Annotated in this window: 15 protein-coding genes; 6 read left to right on the top strand and 9 right to left on the bottom strand. The window is 64.0% G+C overall.

Annotated features, from left to right (window positions below; translation table 11 throughout):
• Positions 1-28 precede the first annotated feature (28 nt).
• The 4 genes from xerC to BUE39_RS19235 all read right to left on the bottom strand — a co-directional run bounded on the left by xerC (position 29) and on the right by BUE39_RS19235 (position 3,708).
• On the bottom strand, positions 29-952 hold the full coding sequence (xerC, locus tag BUE39_RS19250; protein ID WP_073430323.1) for a tyrosine recombinase XerC: 924 nt from the start codon (positions 950-952) through the stop codon (positions 29-31).
• 26 nt (positions 953-978) lie between these two features.
• On the bottom strand, positions 979-1,698 hold the full coding sequence (locus BUE39_RS19245; RefSeq protein ID WP_073430322.1) for a DUF484 family protein: 720 nt from the start codon (positions 1,696-1,698) through the stop codon (positions 979-981).
• Positions 1,699-1,815: 117 nt separating this feature from the next.
• Positions 1,816-2,679 (bottom strand): diaminopimelate epimerase, encoded by an 864-nt coding sequence (dapF, locus tag BUE39_RS19240; protein ID WP_073430321.1) that lies wholly within the window; start codon positions 2,677-2,679, stop codon positions 1,816-1,818.
• Positions 2,680-2,823: 144 nt separating this feature from the next.
• Entirely contained in the window at positions 2,824-3,708 is an 885-nt protein-coding gene (locus BUE39_RS19235; RefSeq protein WP_073430320.1) for a lipid A biosynthesis lauroyl acyltransferase, read from the bottom strand.
• Between the two features lie 296 nt (positions 3,709-4,004).
• On the opposite strand from BUE39_RS19235, the gene metK reads away from it, so the two are divergent.
• Entirely contained in the window at positions 4,005-5,195 is a 1,191-nt protein-coding gene (metK, locus tag BUE39_RS19230; protein WP_073430319.1) for a methionine adenosyltransferase, read from the top strand.
• Between the two features lie 412 nt (positions 5,196-5,607).
• On the opposite strand, the gene BUE39_RS19225 is transcribed toward metK, so the two are convergent.
• Positions 5,608-5,979 carry a hypothetical protein gene (locus tag BUE39_RS19225; RefSeq protein ID WP_073430388.1) on the bottom strand — a complete coding sequence of 124 codons (372 nt, stop codon included), beginning with the start codon at positions 5,977-5,979 and terminating at the stop codon, positions 5,608-5,610.
• A 461-nt stretch (positions 5,980-6,440) separates the two neighbouring features.
• Between BUE39_RS19225 and BUE39_RS19220 the strand changes: the two genes are divergently transcribed.
• On the top strand, positions 6,441-7,202 hold the full coding sequence (locus BUE39_RS19220; protein WP_073430318.1) for a phytanoyl-CoA dioxygenase family protein: 762 nt from the start codon (positions 6,441-6,443) through the stop codon (positions 7,200-7,202).
• Between the two features lie 108 nt (positions 7,203-7,310).
• Here BUE39_RS19220 and BUE39_RS19215 read toward each other — a convergent pair whose 3' ends face one another.
• Complete coding sequence (locus tag BUE39_RS19215; protein ID WP_073430317.1) at positions 7,311-7,517, bottom strand: DUF3185 family protein; 207 nt, start codon at positions 7,515-7,517, stop codon at positions 7,311-7,313.
• A gap of 227 nt (positions 7,518-7,744) precedes the next feature.
• On the opposite strand from BUE39_RS19215, the gene mgrA reads away from it, so the two are divergent.
• Positions 7,745-8,788, top strand: a complete 1,044-nt coding sequence (gene mgrA / locus BUE39_RS19210) for an L-glyceraldehyde 3-phosphate reductase (RefSeq protein WP_073430316.1) — start codon at positions 7,745-7,747, stop codon at positions 8,786-8,788.
• Positions 8,789-8,859: 71 nt separating this feature from the next.
• Here the strand turns inward: mgrA and BUE39_RS19205 are convergent, their stop codons facing one another.
• Both BUE39_RS19205 and BUE39_RS19200 read right to left on the bottom strand, forming a co-directional pair.
• Positions 8,860-9,045, bottom strand: a complete 186-nt coding sequence (locus tag BUE39_RS19205; protein WP_073430315.1) for a hypothetical protein — start codon at positions 9,043-9,045, stop codon at positions 8,860-8,862.
• Between the two features lie 268 nt (positions 9,046-9,313).
• Positions 9,314-10,618: an MFS transporter gene (locus tag BUE39_RS19200; RefSeq protein WP_412534865.1), complete on the bottom strand. Its 1,305-nt coding sequence runs from the start codon at positions 10,616-10,618 to the stop codon at positions 9,314-9,316.
• A gap of 396 nt (positions 10,619-11,014) precedes the next feature.
• Between BUE39_RS19200 and BUE39_RS19195 the strand changes: the two genes are divergently transcribed.
• Both BUE39_RS19195 and BUE39_RS19190 read left to right on the top strand, forming a co-directional pair.
• On the top strand, positions 11,015-11,227 hold the full coding sequence (locus tag BUE39_RS19195) for a hypothetical protein (protein WP_006050502.1): 213 nt from the start codon (positions 11,015-11,017) through the stop codon (positions 11,225-11,227).
• A 104-nt stretch (positions 11,228-11,331) separates the two neighbouring features.
• On the top strand, positions 11,332-12,360 hold the full coding sequence (locus tag BUE39_RS19190) for a serine/threonine protein kinase (RefSeq protein WP_073430387.1): 1,029 nt from the start codon (positions 11,332-11,334) through the stop codon (positions 12,358-12,360).
• A 45-nt stretch (positions 12,361-12,405) separates the two neighbouring features.
• On the opposite strand, the gene BUE39_RS19185 is transcribed toward BUE39_RS19190, so the two are convergent.
• Entirely contained in the window at positions 12,406-14,307 is a 1,902-nt protein-coding gene (locus tag BUE39_RS19185) for a DUF3857 domain-containing transglutaminase family protein (RefSeq protein WP_073430313.1), read from the bottom strand.
• Positions 14,308-14,635: 328 nt separating this feature from the next.
• Here BUE39_RS19185 and BUE39_RS19180 point away from each other — a divergent pair, with 328 nt between their 5' ends.
• On the top strand, positions 14,636-15,373 hold the full coding sequence (locus BUE39_RS19180; RefSeq protein ID WP_073430312.1) for a PepSY-associated TM helix domain-containing protein: 738 nt from the start codon (positions 14,636-14,638) through the stop codon (positions 15,371-15,373).
• Positions 15,374-16,307 lie beyond the last annotated feature (934 nt).

Genomic DNA, 16,307 nt, shown 5'->3' with positions numbered 1-16,307 from the left:
AACTGCAAACCGCAAAAAGAAGGCGGAGTCAGTCGCGTTTTTTGGCGCGCGGGTGCGCCTGATCGTAGACCTGCGCGAGATGCTGGAAATCGAGCGCGGTGTAGACCTGGGTGGCGGTGATGCTGGCGTGGCCGAGCAGTTCCTGCACCGCGCGCAGGTCGCCGCTCGATTGCAGCACGTGCGTGGCGAACGAATGGCGCAACACGTGCGGATGCACGTTGGCGGGAATCCCGGCGACCAGCGCCGCGCGCTTCACGCGGTCCCGCACCACGTTCGGCGACAGACGATTGCCGCGCGCCGACAGAAACAGCGGATGCGGATCGTGCTTGATCATCTGCTCGCGCACCGCGAGCCACGCGTTCAAGGCCTCGATCGCCTTGCTGCCGACCGGCACGACGCGGCGCCGGTTGCCCTTGCCGAGCACTTCGACTTCGGCGGACTCCAGCTTGAGCCAGCCGGCGGAGCGGTAGCCGTCGGCATCGGCGAAACGGGCGTCGAGTCCCACCAGTTCCGAGAGACGCAGGCCCGACGAGTAGAACAGTTCGAGCATGGCGTGATCGCGCAAACCTTCGAGCGACGCGGCGGGCGGGCTTTCCATCAGGCGCGTGGCGTCGTCGACGGAAAGCGCCTTGGGCAGCGCCTTGGGCTGTTTCGGCGCGCGCACGGTAGCGACCGGGTTGGCCGGCAGATCGACGCGGCCGGCAAACCAGCGGTAAAACGCGCGCCACGCCGAGAGCCGGTGGCTGATCGAGCGCGCCGTCAGTCCGCCCGCATGCGCACGCGACACGGCGCCGCGAATGTCGACGGCGGTGAGGCTGGCGAGCGGCCGCCCCTTGGCCAGCAACCGGAGTTCCTCGAGTTCGTGGATGTAGCTGCGCAGCGTATGCGCCGATAGCCGGCGCTCGTGTTCGAGATTCGACAGATAGGCGGCGATCGGGTCGGCTTCGGTCACGATGTTTTTATAGCGGCGCGATGTGCTCAGCGCGGCAGCAGACGGCTCAGCGCCGCGCTCGCCAGCGCGCCGATCTGCGTGAGGAAATCGGTGGCCATCCCCTCGTGGAACCTGCGCGGGTCGGCCGAACCCATCACCAGCAGGCCGAAGGCGGGCGCTTCTTCCTTGCCTTCCGGGTCGCGCAACGCGAGCAATGCGATCGATTCGGTGGCGTGCGCGGATTCGGCGGTGCTGCCCGCCGCCGACGCTTCCTCGCTCACGGCCGCCGCCGGCAACAGCCATTGCGCCGCCTCGAAGCCGGTGTTCGCGCCGCAATACGGCGTGGCGAGGCTGTTCGCGAAGAGCCGCACTTCCTCGCCGACATGGCGCGCGAAGTCGGCTTGCGCATAAGGCTCGGCCACGTCCCACACGCGCAGCGCGGCTTGCGGCACGTCGAAAATATCGCGCAAGCCGGTGGCGATCGTGCGCGGCAGCGCATACGGATCGCGCTCGGAGATTACGCGGATGGTCCAGCGATTGAATTTCGACGCGATGCTGTCGTTCTCGTGACCGTAACGCAGCAGTTCGGCGAGGCGCCGTTCCAGATGCTTGTTCTTGTCGCGCAGCATTTCCATCTGCCGCTCCTGCAGCGACACCGCGGCTTTGCCGTGCGGGTTCGCAAGCCGGATCGTCGCGAGCATCTCCGCGTGTTCGGCGAAGAATTCGGGGTTGGCGAGCAGGTATTCGGCGACTTCGCGATCGTTCATGGTTTCAGCTAGAGGACTACGGGCCGACGCGGTGAGGGGCGCATCGGTCAATGGGTTTAATCGGCCGCTCGACCGGCAGGTTCATCGGAGAACCCGGTCGGGCAATTCAGTCGCAGCTCAATCGGCCAACTCGATCTCGCCTTCGAAGACGGTCACCGCCGGGCCGGCCATCAGGAGCGGCTGGCCGTCCTGCGTACCGTCCCACGAGATCGTCAACTTGCCGCCGTGCGTGTGCACGAGCACCGGCGCGTCCAGCAGTCCGCGGCGGATGCCCGCGGCGACCGCCGCGCACGCGCCCGTGCCGCACGCCAGCGTTTCACCGGCGCCGCGTTCGTAAACACGCAGCCTGATTTCGCCGCGGCCGACGATCTGCATGAAGCCCGCGTTCACCCGCTGCGGGAAGCGGGCATGCCGCTCGATCACCGGGCCTTCGACCAGCACCGGGAATTCCTCGACGTCGTCCACTACTTGCACGGCGTGCGGATTGCCCATCGACACCACGGAGATCCAGCGGGTCTCGCCGTTCACGTCGAGCGGCCAGAGCGTATCGGCGCCTTCACGGCGGCCTTCGAGACCCTTGGTCGCGAACGGCACGCGCTCGGGGTCGAACACCGGCGTGCCCATGTCGACCAGCACTTCGCCGTTTTCCTGCATGGTCAGCGTGATGATGCCGTTCTGCACTTGCACGCGCACGCTGCGCTGATCGGTCAGGCCGCTGTCGCGAACGAACTTGACGAAGCAGCGCGCGCCGTTGCCGCAATGCTCGACCTCGCCGCCGTCGCAATTGAAGATGCGATATCTGAAATCGACACCGTCCACGGTGGGCTTTTCGACCAGCAGCAACTGATCGGCGCCGACGCCGAAATGCCGGTCCGCGAGCGCGCGCACCTGCGCCGGCGTGAGGTTGACCGGTTGGCGGTAGCCGTCGAGCACGACGAAGTCGTTGCCCGCGCCGTGCATTTTGGTGAATTTCAGTTTCATCTCGCTATTGTAAGTGACGCGCCCGCGGCTGAGCCGAACGCCGCATTTTTTCCACCGGCTCCCCCGCGGCGGTTGTCTGTGCGCTCGGGCACGTTTTTCGAAGACCGCTTTGAAAACCTTGGCGCAAGCCGCGTCGAAAACCGCTCAATACACGCTCGGCTGGCCCGGCGGGCGCGTCTTGAAGCGCTTGTGCACCCAGTAATACTGCTCGGGAATCAGCGGAATCTGCGTTTCCAGGAAGGCGTTCATGCGTCGCGCATCCGCGTCGTCGTCGCCGCTCGGGTAGTGTTCCCATGGCTCGAACACCCGCAGCCGGTAACCCTTGTAGTTCGGCAGCACCTCGCCGATGAACGGCACCACTTGCGCATGCCCGACCTTCGCGAGACGGCCCACTGCGGTCAGCGTGCAGGTCGGCACGCCGAAGAACGGCACGAAGGTGGAATTGCGCGCGCCGTAGTCCATGTCCGCGCCGAGCATGACCGGCTTGCGTTCGCGCAGCCAGCGCAACACGACGCGCGCGCTGTCGGCGCGGCTCGCCATATCCGCGCCGAAGCGCGCGCGCGCCGCCTTGGCGACTTGCTCCAGTTCGGGGTTCGACATCGGCTGATACAGCGAGCCGCAGTGGCGCTTGAGCGAGTAGTTGAGGAAGATCGAGCCCGCCTCGATACCGACGAAGTGAAAGCCGAGAAACAGCGTGGGTGGCAGGTTCGGGTCGGTGAGATCGATTGCGCTGTCGAGTTCGATCAGCTTTTCGAGCTTTTTCGCCGAGCCGAACCACTGCACGCTGCGCTCGACATAGCTGCGGATCGCATGGCGGAAATGCTGTTGCGCGATCTCTTCACGGCGCGCGTCGCTCCATTCGGGGAAGCACAGCTTCAGATTGATATGGACGATGCGCTTGCGGTTGCTCGGAACCTGGTAGAGCAGCCAGCCGAGCCCGTCGCCCAGGCGGGCGATGAAACCATAGGGCAGCAGCGCGAACAGTTTCAACAACCCGATCGCGAGCCTCGCGCCATAGCGGCTCAGCATGCGACCTCCAGGGAAGACTTGGATGAGGCGTTCTGCGTGACGGGTTCAAGGAAAGCGGAAGAATTGACGTAATACCGCACTCGTGGACACTCTGTGACAATCAAGGGAAGTCGCTATAATAAGGGCTTCGCCGAGTTAATAGACAACTTGCGGGGCGAAGCCGGCGGGTGCGATCCACGTGAAATGACGTGATATGCGCCCATTGGTAAGGTAATCCGCTAAAGCGTCGCCGCTTCAAGGCTCCCGAAGCTGGCTACGTGAAACTCAACCGTAACCACACAACAGGAGTCTGCAACGTGGCAAACGACTATCTCTTCACCTCCGAATCGGTCTCCGAGGGCCATCCCGACAAAGTCGCGGACCAGATTTCGGACGCCATTCTCGACGCCATCCTGACGCAGGACAAATACTCGCGTGTTGCAGCGGAAACGCTGTGCAACACGGGTCTCGTCGTGCTGGCCGGTGAAATCACCACCACCGCGAACGTCGATTACATCCAGGTCGCGCGCAACACGATCAAGCGCATCGGCTACGACAACACCGACTATGGCATCGACTATCGCGGCTGCGCGGTGCTCGTCGCGTACGACAAGCAGTCGCCGGACATCGCCCAGGGCGTGGACCGCGCGCACGACAACAACCTCGATCAAGGCGCCGGCGACCAGGGCCTGATGTTCGGTTACGCCTGCGAGGAAACGCCCGAACTGATGCCGTTGCCGATTCACCTGTCGCATCGTCTGGTGGAGCGCCAGGCGAATCTGCGTCGCGACGGCCGCCTGCCCTGGCTGCGTCCGGACGCGAAGTCGCAAGTCACCGTGCGTTATGTCGACGGCAAGCCGCATTCGATCGACACCGTCGTGCTGTCCACGCAGCATTCGCCGGACATCGATCTGGCCGTGCTGCGCGAAGCGGTGATCGAGGAAGTCATCAAGCCCACGTTGCCGGCCGATCTCATCAAGGGCGACATCAAGTTCCTGGTGAACCCGACCGGCCGGTTCGTGATCGGCGGTCCGCAGGGCGATTGCGGTTTGACGGGCCGCAAGATCATCGTCGATACCTATGGCGGCGCGGCGCCGCATGGCGGCGGCGCGTTCTCGGGCAAGGATCCGTCCAAGGTCGACCGTTCGGCTGCTTACGCCGGCCGTTATGTCGCGAAGAACATCGTGGCCGCCGGCCTCGCTTCGCGCTGCCTCATCCAGGTGTCGTACGCGATCGGCGTTGCCCAGCCGACTTCGGTGATGGTGAATACCTTCGGCACGGGCCGCGTGTCGGATTCCACGATCACGAAGCTCGTGCAGGAGCATTTCGATCTGCGCCCGAAGGGCATCATCCAGATGCTGGATCTGCTGCGCCCGATCTACGAGAAGAGCGCGGCCTACGGCCACTTCGGCCGCGAAGAGCCGGAATTCACATGGGAAGCCACGGACAAGGCGCTGGCGCTCGCCGAAGCGGCCGGCACGGAACCGGTTGTGGCGTTGGCGGAATAAGCCGGCAAGTCGTTCGCCGTTTGCTTTTGTAAAAAACCCCGTCGGCGTGAGCCGACGGGGTTTTTTCTATCTGTGCGATCCGCACGGACGCGGCGCGCCTACGGTCGACGCCACAGCGGCGGCGGGCACGCGCTGTCGCAAATGGACGCGCACGGCGTCACGCGAGGCCAAGGATTGCGACGTTCGGCGCGCTCAATGATCCGCGAGGCGCCGGCCTACAGCGGCGGGCTCCAGCGCGCCGAACTCAACGCGCCGAACCCGACGCGCCAAGCTCAACGCGCCGAACTCAACGCGCCAAGCTCAACGCGCCGAACTCAACGCGCCGAACTCAACGCGCCGAACTCAACGCGCCGAACTCAACGCGCCGAACTCAGCGCACCAAACCCAGCGCACCAAACCCAGCGCACCAAACTCAACGGCTCGCGAATGCAAACGCAAACCAGCCGGTGCTGCCGCTCGTCGACATGCGGCGCGGCCGGCGGCTCGTGCTCTGCGGCACGGCGACCGGCGCCGCACGGCGCGTAGCGGCGAGGCGCAGCGGCGTCGGTTTGCGCAGCAGCGTGCGCAGCGAAAAACGGCGCGAACCGCCTTGCAGACGCAGTGCCGAAAAGAAGGTATGGAACCAGGTGCGAATGCCGTCGACCGCTTTGGCCTCGCGCCATTGTTCGCCCAATGCGCGAGTGCGCGTGGCGTGGTGACGCAGCGCACGCACGACGTGGCGGCGCGCCGGACGCGCCGCTTTCAACGCGGCGCGAGTAAGACGGGTGCTCAGAAGAGTATGCATGGCTTCAGAAGTGGGCAACGTGTCGCGCGACGGAATGTGTGCCAACCGCAGCACCAAATGTGCCAATGGCGTGGTCGCGAGGGACGGCGTGAAAGCCCGGAATTCGATTTGAAAGCGCACGAGGGACGGCGGAATCGGCGTGGACGGCCTGTGCGCGCCGTGAAAGTGTGGGAATGGCGATCAACATGCGTGCAGGCTACACGCGATTCGTGACGTCAGAAAGTCCGTTTTTACCCTGCGAGCCAGGGTTTTCACGGGGCGCCCGATTGCCGCGCGCGCCCCTCGGCCGTGCCCTCCATGATCGACGATCGTGCGTGTTTGCCCATCGAGCGTGCTAGACGGTTCGTCGTTGGGAACCGGGGTAATGCGCATCTCATGACTTTTCGCAAGGCGAACAGCACGCAGCCTGATCGCGCCCGTTTTACAATCGAGCATCAGCTAGTCGACAGTCGCGGAGCACCATGTCACTTCACTCGAAGAAAGAGCAGATTCACACGTTGCGGGAGCAGGGCTTTGTCGTCGTGCCCGGACTGGTGTCGCCGGAGCGTTGCAATGAACTCAGGCAGATTGCCCAGCGGCAGTTAGAGGAAGCCGCGGCGCCGATCGAGTTCGAGGCGGATCTGCAGTACCCGGGCGCGCCGACGTCGAGGCATGCGGCAGGCGGTCATACGGTCCGGCGGCTGCTGGATGCGTATGGGCGTCATCCGAGCTTCGCGCAATGGGCCACCGCGCCGGAAATTCGCGGCTGGATGGAGCTGTATTTCGGCGAGGAACCCCGCCTGTCGCGGGCGCATCACAACTGCATGATGACCAAGCATCCCGAGTACGGCAGTTTGACCGGCTGGCATCGCGACGTGCGTTACTGGTCGTTCGAACGGGACGACCTGGTGTCGGTGTGGCTCGCCATCGGTTCGGAGACGGTGGACAACGGCGCACTGTGGCTGGTGCCGAAGTCGCACAGTGCGGCGTTCACGTCCGACCGGTTCGACGAAGCCAAGTTTTTCCGTTCCGATCTGGAAGAGAATCAGGCATGGATTCGCAACGCGGTCTCGCCTGAACTCAAGGCCGGGGACGTGGTGTTCTTTCATTGCAACACACTGCATTCGGCCGGTAAGAACCTCAGCGATCAGGTGAAGTTTTCTCTCGTGTACACCTATCACGGCGCGAGCAACGTGCCGTTGCCCGGTACGCGCTCGGCCGCGAAGCCCGAGATCGCTTTTTAAGTTTCTGACCGAAGCGGCGGCGCTCGTTCGCGTGCGTCCAAAGCGCGCGGGATGCAACGCGCCGCCCGCGCGGCAAGCCGCTTACCGCTTTCGCCTTATTGCTTACGCTTACCGCTTGCGTCCGGACAACGCCATTCCGGTCAGTCCCGCGATAGTGGCGATGACACCGCCCACGATCAGCATGATCGCCTTGTTGGTCGGCGAGCCGGTGAACACGCGCGACACGTCGCTGCTAACCGAATTGAACGCCTGCCCGCCGAAATACAGCAGCACGATACCGCCGACAATCAGCGCGATTGAAATCGCCTTCGCCATGCACTTCTCCCATCAGCCTTGATCGGCGAAAGTGTAGGGGACCCGCCAGCAATCGTCCATCCCGCATGCTGGGCGTCTGCACGCATTGCGTCGATTGGCTACCATGACGATCTTGCCGCACGCAGTCGCACGAACATTACATAAACATAAAGACAGCACGCCTCCCGCACCATGCGATTCCCCACGCCCGACATAATCGGGCGGCCTCAACATCAAGGACTCTAGCAATGGCTTACGAAGCAGCTTCAGAACGCTATTCGGACATGCAGTACCGCGTCTGCGGCAAGTCGGGTCTCAAACTGCCGGCGCTGTCGCTCGGCTTGTGGCACAACTTCGGCGATACCACGCCGATCTCCACGCAGCGCGACATTCTGCGCACGGCCTTCGATCTGGGCATCACTCACTTCGATCTCGCCAACAACTACGGCCCGCCGTACGGCAGCGCGGAAACCAATTTCGGCCGGCTCTTCAAGGACGATTTCAAACCGTATCGCGACGAACTGCTGATTTCGTCGAAGGCGGGTTGGGATATGTGGCCGGGCCCATACGGCCAGGGCGGCGGCTCGCGCAAGTATGTGCTCGCGAGCCTCGATCAGAGCTTGCAACGCATGGGCCTCGATTACGTCGACATTTTCTATTCGCATCGTTTCGACGCCGACACGCCGCTCGAGGAAACCGCCGGTGCGCTGGCGAGCGCGGTGCAGCAGGGCAAGGCGCTGTACATCGGCATCTCGTCGTACTCGGCGACCAAGACGCTCGAAATGACGAAGCTGCTCGCCGAATACAAGGTGCCGCTGCTGATTCATCAGCCCGCGTACAACATGCTCAATCGCTGGATCGAACATGAACTGCTCGATACGCTGGAGAAGGTCGGCGCGGGCGCCATCGCCTTCACACCGCTCGCTCAGGGCCTGCTGACCGGCAAGTACCTGAACGGCGTGCCGGAAGACGCGCGCGTGAACAAGCCGGGCGGCGGTTCGTTGAAGCAGGAGCATTTGAGCGCGCAAAACATCGAGCACGTGCGCAAGCTCAATGACATCGCCGCGCGCCGCGGGCAAAGTCTTGCGCAGATGGCGCTCGCCTGGGCGCTGCGCGATTCGCGCGTCACCTCGGTGCTGATCGGCGCGAGCCGTGCGGAGCAGGTGCGCGAGAACGTCGGCGCGTTGAAGAACCTCGCGTTCTCGAAGGAAGAACTGGCGGAGATCGATCGCTACGCGACCGAAGGCGGCATCAACCTGTGGGAAAAACCGTCGACGGATCAGGCGATCTGATCCGCGCGAGTTTCACGCCGCGGATATGCCGTGGAGATAGAGAAAGCCGCCCGGGAGGCGGCTTTTTTTCGCTATACCAGCGCGGGTAAGCCTTCGACCAGCACGACCGCGAACACCACGCCGAGGAGCGCCCCTAGTACCCGCAGCACGTTGTGCCGGAATTCCGTCTTGCACGGAAGCGCGCCGACAAACAGCGCCCCGGCCAACGCCATCGGAATCACCAGGATGAAATCGCCGATCGTGAAGTAGGTCGTCATAGTCGTCTCCTTATGTATTACCGGCGCAAGCAGCGGCTCTGTTTTGTGGAGTCGTGCGCTGCCAACGTCCGATACGAGTATAGGTGACGCTCCAGCCAACGTAACGACGCATCGAGCTGCGGCCTTGCTTATTCGCAAGCCGCTGAGCCCGCGCTGCCAAGGCGCGCCGCAATTGGCGCGCCGCAACAAACAGCGCCAAAACGGCGAAGCGCATGCTTACGCGGGCCTTACTTTCTATAGCGATCCGATGCGCGGCGAATCGACTCGATCAAGCGGCTGTGCGTTCGCGTGCGCGCAACCCACGCAACCCGCGCAACCTCAAGGCCGCCGCGAGGCCGATGACGAGCAGCACGCCCACTAGTCCCGCGACGCCGTTCCATCCGTAACCGGCCCATACGTGACCGCCATACGAACCAACGAGGCTCGAACCGAGGTAATACGCGAGCAGATACAGCGCGGCGGCCTGGCCCTTGGCTTCTCTCGCGAGCCGGCCGACCCACCCGCTTGCCACCGAATGTCCCGCGAAAAAGCCAAAGGTCACACACGCGATGCCGAGCGCGATCGCCGTCAGCGGATGCAGCAGCGTGAGCGCGAGACCGAGCGCCATCAGCGCCAGGCTGCCGATCAGCACGCGAGCGCGGCCGAAGGTATCGGCCATGCGCCCCGACAACGGCGAGGCGATCACGCCCGCCAGATACACGATGAAGATCGCGCCGATCTCCGCTTGACTCAATCGATAAGGCGGCGCCAGCAGCCGGTAGCCGATGTAGTTGTACAGCGTGACGAAACTGCCCATCAGCACGAAGCCGAGCAGAAACAGCAAGGGCAGGCCGGGTCGCGTGAACTGTTTGAGCAGCGCGGTGCGGTGATGGTTGAAACCCAGCCCGCGCCGCGGCACGAAATGATGCGACGGCGGCAGCAGCGCGCGAAACGCGAGCGTCGACAGAATGCCGAGCACGCCGATCGTGCCGATCGCGACCCGCCACGAAAACAGATCCGCGACGACGCCCGTAATCACACGCCCGGCCATGCCGCCGATCGCGGTGCCGCCGACATAGAGGCCCATCGCCAGGCCGAGCCCTTCGGGGTGTACTTCTTCGGCGAGATACGCCATCGCGACGGCGGGCACGCCGCCGAGCGCGAGTCCTTCGAGCGTGCGCAACACGAGCAGTTGATGCCACTGCGGCGCGATCGAGACGCCGATCGTCAGCAGCGCGGACGCCATCAGCGATAGCGTCATCAGATGGTGGCGGCTCCAGCCTTCCGAAACGAAACCGGCGATGAACACGGCAAGCGCGAGCGCCGCCGTGGTCAGCGACAGCGACAAACTGCTTTCGGCCGGCGTCACATTGAACGCCGCTGAAAACGACGGCAGCAACGGCTGCACGCAGTACAACAGCGAGAACGTGGCATAGCCCGCAAACAGCAGGGCGATGCTGGCACGCCAATAGGCACGCGTGCCGCGTTCGAGATAGGGAATGGGGTGGGCGTCGGGCACGGCGGGGAACATGAAAGAGGCGGAAAAAGAAAGAGCCGAAGCGATAGGCCGATGACACTCCGGCGGCGCGACCAAGGAATCTCCGTTGGCGGGTGCAACGCATTGAAAGGCGTTAACGATACGCTGAAAAAAGCGCTGAGGTGGCGCGCCGGCCATGATGGGCGGACTGTCGGACCGCTGCCTGGTTTTGATATCTCGCCCTCGCAGGGTTTATGATGGTCTCGTTACGGCGCGCTCGGCATCATCGGCTCGGCGCACCGTGATGGGGATGACGCGAAACGACGGGTGAAGTCCCTTTTGTTCGCGCTATCCACGGCCCCGCAAAACGGGAACAATGATTCGAAATTCTCACGCGGTTGACGCGCAGCAGATTGGGGGCGTTCGCAACGTCATCGGCGAAGCGGCGCTTTTATCATCACCTTGACCGGCGAGGAAACCATAAAGCCGGCTATGGGAGAACGGGGAAACATCATGCAAATCGGTTCCATTGTCCGATCGGTGCATATCGCCGTGCCGCAAGGCGCGCGCGGGATCGTCATGCGCATTCTCGGCGACATGGCCATGGTGGCGTGGTATGCCGGCGAGCCCGGCGCTTCGCCGCAACTGAACACTGAACCCTTTTTCCTCGAAGACCTGATCGATACCGGCGAACTCGTGCGTCCGTCGAGCGCGCAGATGCATTGAAAGCAGTTTGCGTTCGACTTGTCTGTCAGTTGTAAGACGCGCGACGAGCGGCGTGGTGAGCCGTGACCCTCGTCTTTGACAGCGGCACGGCGCACAATGCGCCCATGAACAACGACACTCCCGATTCGCGGGACGACGCCGATAGCGCCGTCCCTTTCGCCCGGCTCAGGCCGGAAATCGTGCTCGACGCGCTCGACAGCGTGCTCGCCAGCGTCGGTGTGCGTACCGATGGCCGCATGCTCCCGCTCAACAGCTACGAGAACCGCGTCTACCAGGTCGGCGTCGAAGACGGTCCGCCCGTGGTCGCGAAGTTCTATCGGCCGGAGCGTTGGAGCGACGCCGCCATTCTCGAAGAACACGCGTTCGTCGCCGATCTCGCCGCGCGCGAAATTCCGGCGGTGCCCGCGCGTGTTTTCGAAGGCCGTACCCTGCATGATTTCGACGGTTTTCGCTTCTCGATCTTCGAGCGGCGCGGCGGCCGCGCGCCCGATCTGGACCGGCGTGACACGCTCGAATGGCTGGGGCGTTTCATCGGCCGCATTCATGCCGTTGGGCAGACGCGGAACTACATCGAGCGTCCCACGCTCGACATCCACACCTTCGGCTATGAGCCGCGCGACTTCCTGCTGTCGCAGCGCTTCGTGCCCGACGATGTGCGCACGGCATGGGAAACCGTGGTGAACCTCGCGCTCGAAGGCGTCGAGCGAGCGTTCGAGCGCGCGGGCGAGATTCGCATGATCCGCATGCACGGCGATTGCCATCCGAGCAATGTGTTGTGGACCGACGCGGGTCCGCATTTCGTCGACTTCGACGACAGCCGCATGGGTCCGGCCGTGCAGGATTTGTGGCTGCTGCTGCCGGGTGAGCGCGCCGAGGCGTCGCGTGCATTGACGGATCTGCTTGCCGGTTACGAAGACTTCTGCGATTTCGAGCCGCGCGAACTTCATCTCGTCGAAGCGTTGCGCACGCTGCGTTTGATTCACTACCAGGCGTGGCTCGCGCGTCGCTGGGACGACCCGGCGTTTCCCGCCGCGTTCCCGTGGTTCAACACGCAGCGCTATTGGGAAGAGCGCATCCTCGAACTGCGCGAGCAGCTCGGCGCGATGCAGGAAGGCCCGTTGTGGCCGGTTTGAGCGGTCGGTGTTCGCGCGCCCGCGCGGCTCAATGTGTTCAGCGCTTCAAGGCGCCTGCGATGCCACATTCGACGATTCCACCAGCGTCGACTTGACGATCACTTCGGCGCGCACGTCGCGCCCGATCGCTTCGATCGCGGGGCGCATCTGCGCGAAGTCGTCGGGCGTGCAGACGTCGCTGTCGAAATGGGTGGCGCCCTCGCGCGTCATCGTCACCGCGTTGCCGTGCGGATCGAACGTGTACTGCGACTCGAAATCGACGAAGCGGTTTCGCGTTCGCTGCGCCTCCGGCATGTCGAGCACGCGAAAATTGGCCGGCAATTCGACGCGCGCCCGTTCATGCAACACGAGGTTGTGGCAGACGAACGGCTGCGTGCGCTCGCGTTCGCCGAGCCAGTAACGCGCGTCCGCCGCGAAGCCGCCGGCGAGGCTCGTCAGCGCCGGAATGGCCGCTGCCGCGCCCGGCACCACGAGATTTTCCAGCGTGCCCTTCATCGTGATGGTCAGCGGGCCGTCGGCGACCGTGAGGTCGCTGGTGGCGAGCGTCGCGGTGCCGCGCAGATTGGCGCTGCGCAACTCGGACTGGATCGACTCCTCGCGTTGCGCGTGAGTCTGCCGGCGTAGCAGGGCGCGCGTCTGCTCAACGGAGGCGCCGGACGCTTCCAGCCGATACGTGAAGCTCGCGGAGCCATCCGGCTGGACCTTGATCGACAGGTCCGTGCTGCGCGTCACGAGCGCGGTGGCGGGTGTTCGCGCGAGCACGCCCTGGCCGACGAGCACGGTCGGCCGGTTCATATCGGACGAGGGCAGAAAGCCGAATTCCACATTCGACGCCGTGGAGTCGGCGTAGAGCTGCAAGTCCGGCAGCCATGTGATGACGTGATTGGTGACGCCATAGCCCGGCACGCTCGGCAGCGTGTAGATCGTGCCGCTGCTGATCAAGGCCGGCTCGTTACGGATGCCGACCGCGTCGAGCAGCGCGCCGTAGAGCGCTACGTGATCCTTGCAGTCGCCATAGCGGTTGACGAGGACCGCGCTCGCGCTGTGCGGCACCACGGCGCCGCGTCCGACGTTGATCGCCACGTAGCGGATACTGCGGCGCACCCAGTCGTACAGCGTCTTGGCCTTGTCGCGCGGCGTGCGGTCATGCGCGGTGAGGTTCCGCGCGAGCAGCGTGACGGCGGCGTCGCGCGCGCCCGGATCCGCGGCGGACGCCCGATAGCTTGCGGCGAACGTGGCGTAGTCGGGGAAGGTGGACACCATCAGCCGGTCGCCGTATGACACGTATGCAATCGAGCCGCGTTCGAGGCGGCTGAAATGCGCCTTGTCATAGCGGTATTCGTAGCGCGTGCGGCCCTCGCGCGTCACCGGTTCGAGCGCCGTGAAGCCGCGCGCGTCCGCATAGAGCGGCTTGTTGGCGGGCAGATCGTAGATCAGACGGAAGTTGCGCGTCGGCGCGAGTTCGGGCGCCGTGAAGTCGCTGAATTCTCCCGGCACGATCGGCTGCTTTTGCGTTTTGCGGTAGGTGAGATGCACGCGCGCGCCGGGTTCGACGGCAGGGAACACGATCACCTTTTCCTGGATGTCCTGGAACATCGGTGCGTCGAACGAGCGCGCTTCCTGCACGTCGCGGATCTGCTCGGGCTGCACGTCATGGCGTACGCCGTCCGCGGTGGTCGTGTAGGCCTCGAGGATCTGCACGTCCGCCATGTTGCGGTTGAACCAGACGTATTGCTGCGCCGCCCGCGCGACGCCTGCTTCGTTGTTGACGCGCAGCGTCATTGAATCGAGCTTCGCGTAGGAGCCGTCGGCGTTGACGGTGAAGGTCTGGGTTTCGCCTTCGTTCGTATAGGGATCGTCCAGTTTCGCCGCGCTGTTCGCGTTCGCGGCGTGGACGCCGGCAAGCCAGCCCAACGAGGCAAGACAGACGCAAGAGAAAAGACGCATGGCAGGCAGGTATCCAGAACCGCAACATTGACGGGGTCGCCCGCTAGAGTCCGTTTGCGCCGTCTGGATGTCAAGCGGATGTCGCGCGCTGCGATTGAGCAAATACCATTATCGTGTAATGATAGCGATTCTCAATTGAAAGGCATCGCCAGCGTTCGTCACATTTCTCCTCCTCTGTGACGGCCAGCCAGCCTCTCAACCGGACGGCCCGGACCGCAAGCCGGGTCGTCCGGCCCCTCCTTTCGATACCTCATTCACTGCTGCTGTGAGCGTGCGCGTTGTCGCCGCGCGCCGGCGATGATTAACCTGCTGCGCCTGGAGCCTGGATGTGAACGCGCCTGAATCGATCGACCTGAAACCTGCCGCGGGTGGCACGCAATACAGCGCTCACGCTCCAGAGCGCGGTCGTCATCTGATGGACGACGCCGAGCAGGCGGCGCGGCGCCACCGTTCGCGGCGCGCGAATTTCATCAAGTGGCTGCGCAAGGTGCATGGCTGGGTCGGCTTGTGGGGCGCGGTGCTCGGGCTAATGTTCGGCGCGACGGGTTTCCTGTTGAATCATCGGGCCGGGCCGCTGAAGGTGTCGTCGGGTGAGCCGCAGGTCGAGGAGATGCAGATTTCCGTGCCGCAGAAGCAACTGCACTCGCCGATGGACATGGCGAAGTGGCTCAAGAGCGAACTGAAGATCGACGGCAAGCCGGGCAAGGCGAAACGCGAGCCGGCGCATCCGGTGGCCTGGGGCGATCGCAGCACGATGCAGCCGGAATTCTGGCAGGTCGGCATTTTTGGGCCGACGCAGAATGTGCAGGCTGAGTACTGGGTGGGCAATGGCTTTGTCGCGGTGAAGCGCACGCACAACTCGTTTCTTACCACGATGAATAATCTGCACCGGGGCGTGGGATTGAGCGTCGGGTGGGTGTTGTTGATCGATACGATCGCTGGCGGGATGATTCTGCTTTCGTTGACTGGTGTGTTGCTGTGGACTGAGCTGAATAAGCGTCGGTTGGTGGGGGTGGTGTTGGTGGGTGGGTCGGTTGTTGCTGCTGTGGTTTGTGGGTTGATGTAGTGGTTTTTTTGCCTGGGCGGCGGTGGTTGTGCTGTTATGGGCGTTGGCCTTTCCTTGTGTTGTTAGTGGTCTATTAGTGTTGCCCCTGTGCGGGGCGGCACCTACTTTCTTTGCCGGCCGCAAAGAAAGTAGGCAAAGAAAGCGGCTCACACCGCCAGCTTTCAAGTGGGTCTCCTGGCTTGGAGGGGGCAGTGGTGCATCTGGAATCGGTGCCCTCGCGCATTCGACGCTCGTGACACAGCAGTCATACTTCCCGCCTCGCGCTGCGCGCTCGCCGGAAGGGGCACGCGCGGAAACCGGCGGTTCATTTGTGCGTGGTGGGAGCCATCGGCTTCGCCTCGGCGATGCGCGAAACCAGACGCGCTCGTGACAAGGCAGTCATTCCTCCGGCTGCGCTTCGTCAAACCGCAGGCTGCTTCGGCGGTCAGCAGTACATCTCCACACCTTTAGTGCTGCACGCGCCAAGCGCCGCTTCACCAACCGCTGGCGACTTCCCGCGCGTCGATGCGCCGTCAGACTATTAGCGCCGCGCCGCGACCGGCGCCCCGCAACCGGCACCGAGATCGGCACTTAGGGCGTTGTATTTATGGCGTTGCCTCCAGCGCGCTGCGACCAGCGGCATCTCCAAAACAACCGCGCGATTTCAGCACCTCGCCGAGGCGAAGCCGATGGCTCCCACGTGCGCAAACGAAGCCCATGGTTTCCCTGGCAGACCCCTCCGCGACGCACGCAGTGCGGAGTGGGAGCGGATGACGGCCTGGTCACTGACGCTAGCTGCGCGAGGGATCATCCGTTTATCGCACCACTACGCCCTCCAAGCCAGCGGACCCGCTTCAGAACTGGCGGTGTGAGCCGCTTTCTTTGCCTACTTTCTTTGCGGCCGGCAAAGAAAGTAGGTGCCGCCCCGCACAGCAATGCTCTCAACTTAAGCCCC

Origin of the sequence: Paraburkholderia terricola (assembly GCF_900142195.1) — a bacterium.
Lineage (GTDB): Bacteria > Pseudomonadota > Gammaproteobacteria > Burkholderiales > Burkholderiaceae > Paraburkholderia > Paraburkholderia terricola.
Note: the sequence above shows the minus strand (reverse complement) of the source record. Positions and strands in the feature narration are given on the sequence as shown.

What these genes read in the sequence shown, in the direction of transcription:
- BUE39_RS19245 (WP_073430322.1), bottom strand. Translation starts at nt 1,698, where the DNA reads ATGAACGATCGCGAAGTCGCCGAATACCTGCTCGCCAACCCCGAATTC.
- dapF (WP_073430321.1), bottom strand. Translation starts at nt 2,679, where the DNA reads ATGAAACTGAAATTCACCAAAATGCACGGCGCGGGCAACGACTTCGTC.
- BUE39_RS19235 (WP_073430320.1), bottom strand. Translation starts at nt 3,708, where the DNA reads ATGCTGAGCCGCTATGGCGCGAGGCTCGCGATCGGGTTGTTGAAACTG.
- BUE39_RS19225 (WP_073430388.1), bottom strand. Translation starts at nt 5,979, where the DNA reads ATGCATACTCTTCTGAGCACCCGTCTTACTCGCGCCGCGTTGAAAGCG.
- BUE39_RS19220 (WP_073430318.1), top strand. Translation starts at nt 6,441, where the DNA reads ATGTCACTTCACTCGAAGAAAGAGCAGATTCACACGTTGCGGGAGCAG.
- BUE39_RS19215 (WP_073430317.1), bottom strand. Translation starts at nt 7,517, where the DNA reads ATGGCGAAGGCGATTTCAATCGCGCTGATTGTCGGCGGTATCGTGCTG.
- mgrA (WP_073430316.1), top strand. Translation starts at nt 7,745, where the DNA reads ATGGCTTACGAAGCAGCTTCAGAACGCTATTCGGACATGCAGTACCGC.
- BUE39_RS19205 (WP_073430315.1), bottom strand. Translation starts at nt 9,045, where the DNA reads ATGACGACCTACTTCACGATCGGCGATTTCATCCTGGTGATTCCGATG.
- BUE39_RS19195 (WP_006050502.1), top strand. Translation starts at nt 11,015, where the DNA reads ATGCAAATCGGTTCCATTGTCCGATCGGTGCATATCGCCGTGCCGCAA.
- BUE39_RS19190 (WP_073430387.1), top strand. Translation starts at nt 11,332, where the DNA reads ATGAACAACGACACTCCCGATTCGCGGGACGACGCCGATAGCGCCGTC.
- BUE39_RS19185 (WP_073430313.1), bottom strand. Translation starts at nt 14,307, where the DNA reads ATGCGTCTTTTCTCTTGCGTCTGTCTTGCCTCGTTGGGCTGGCTTGCC.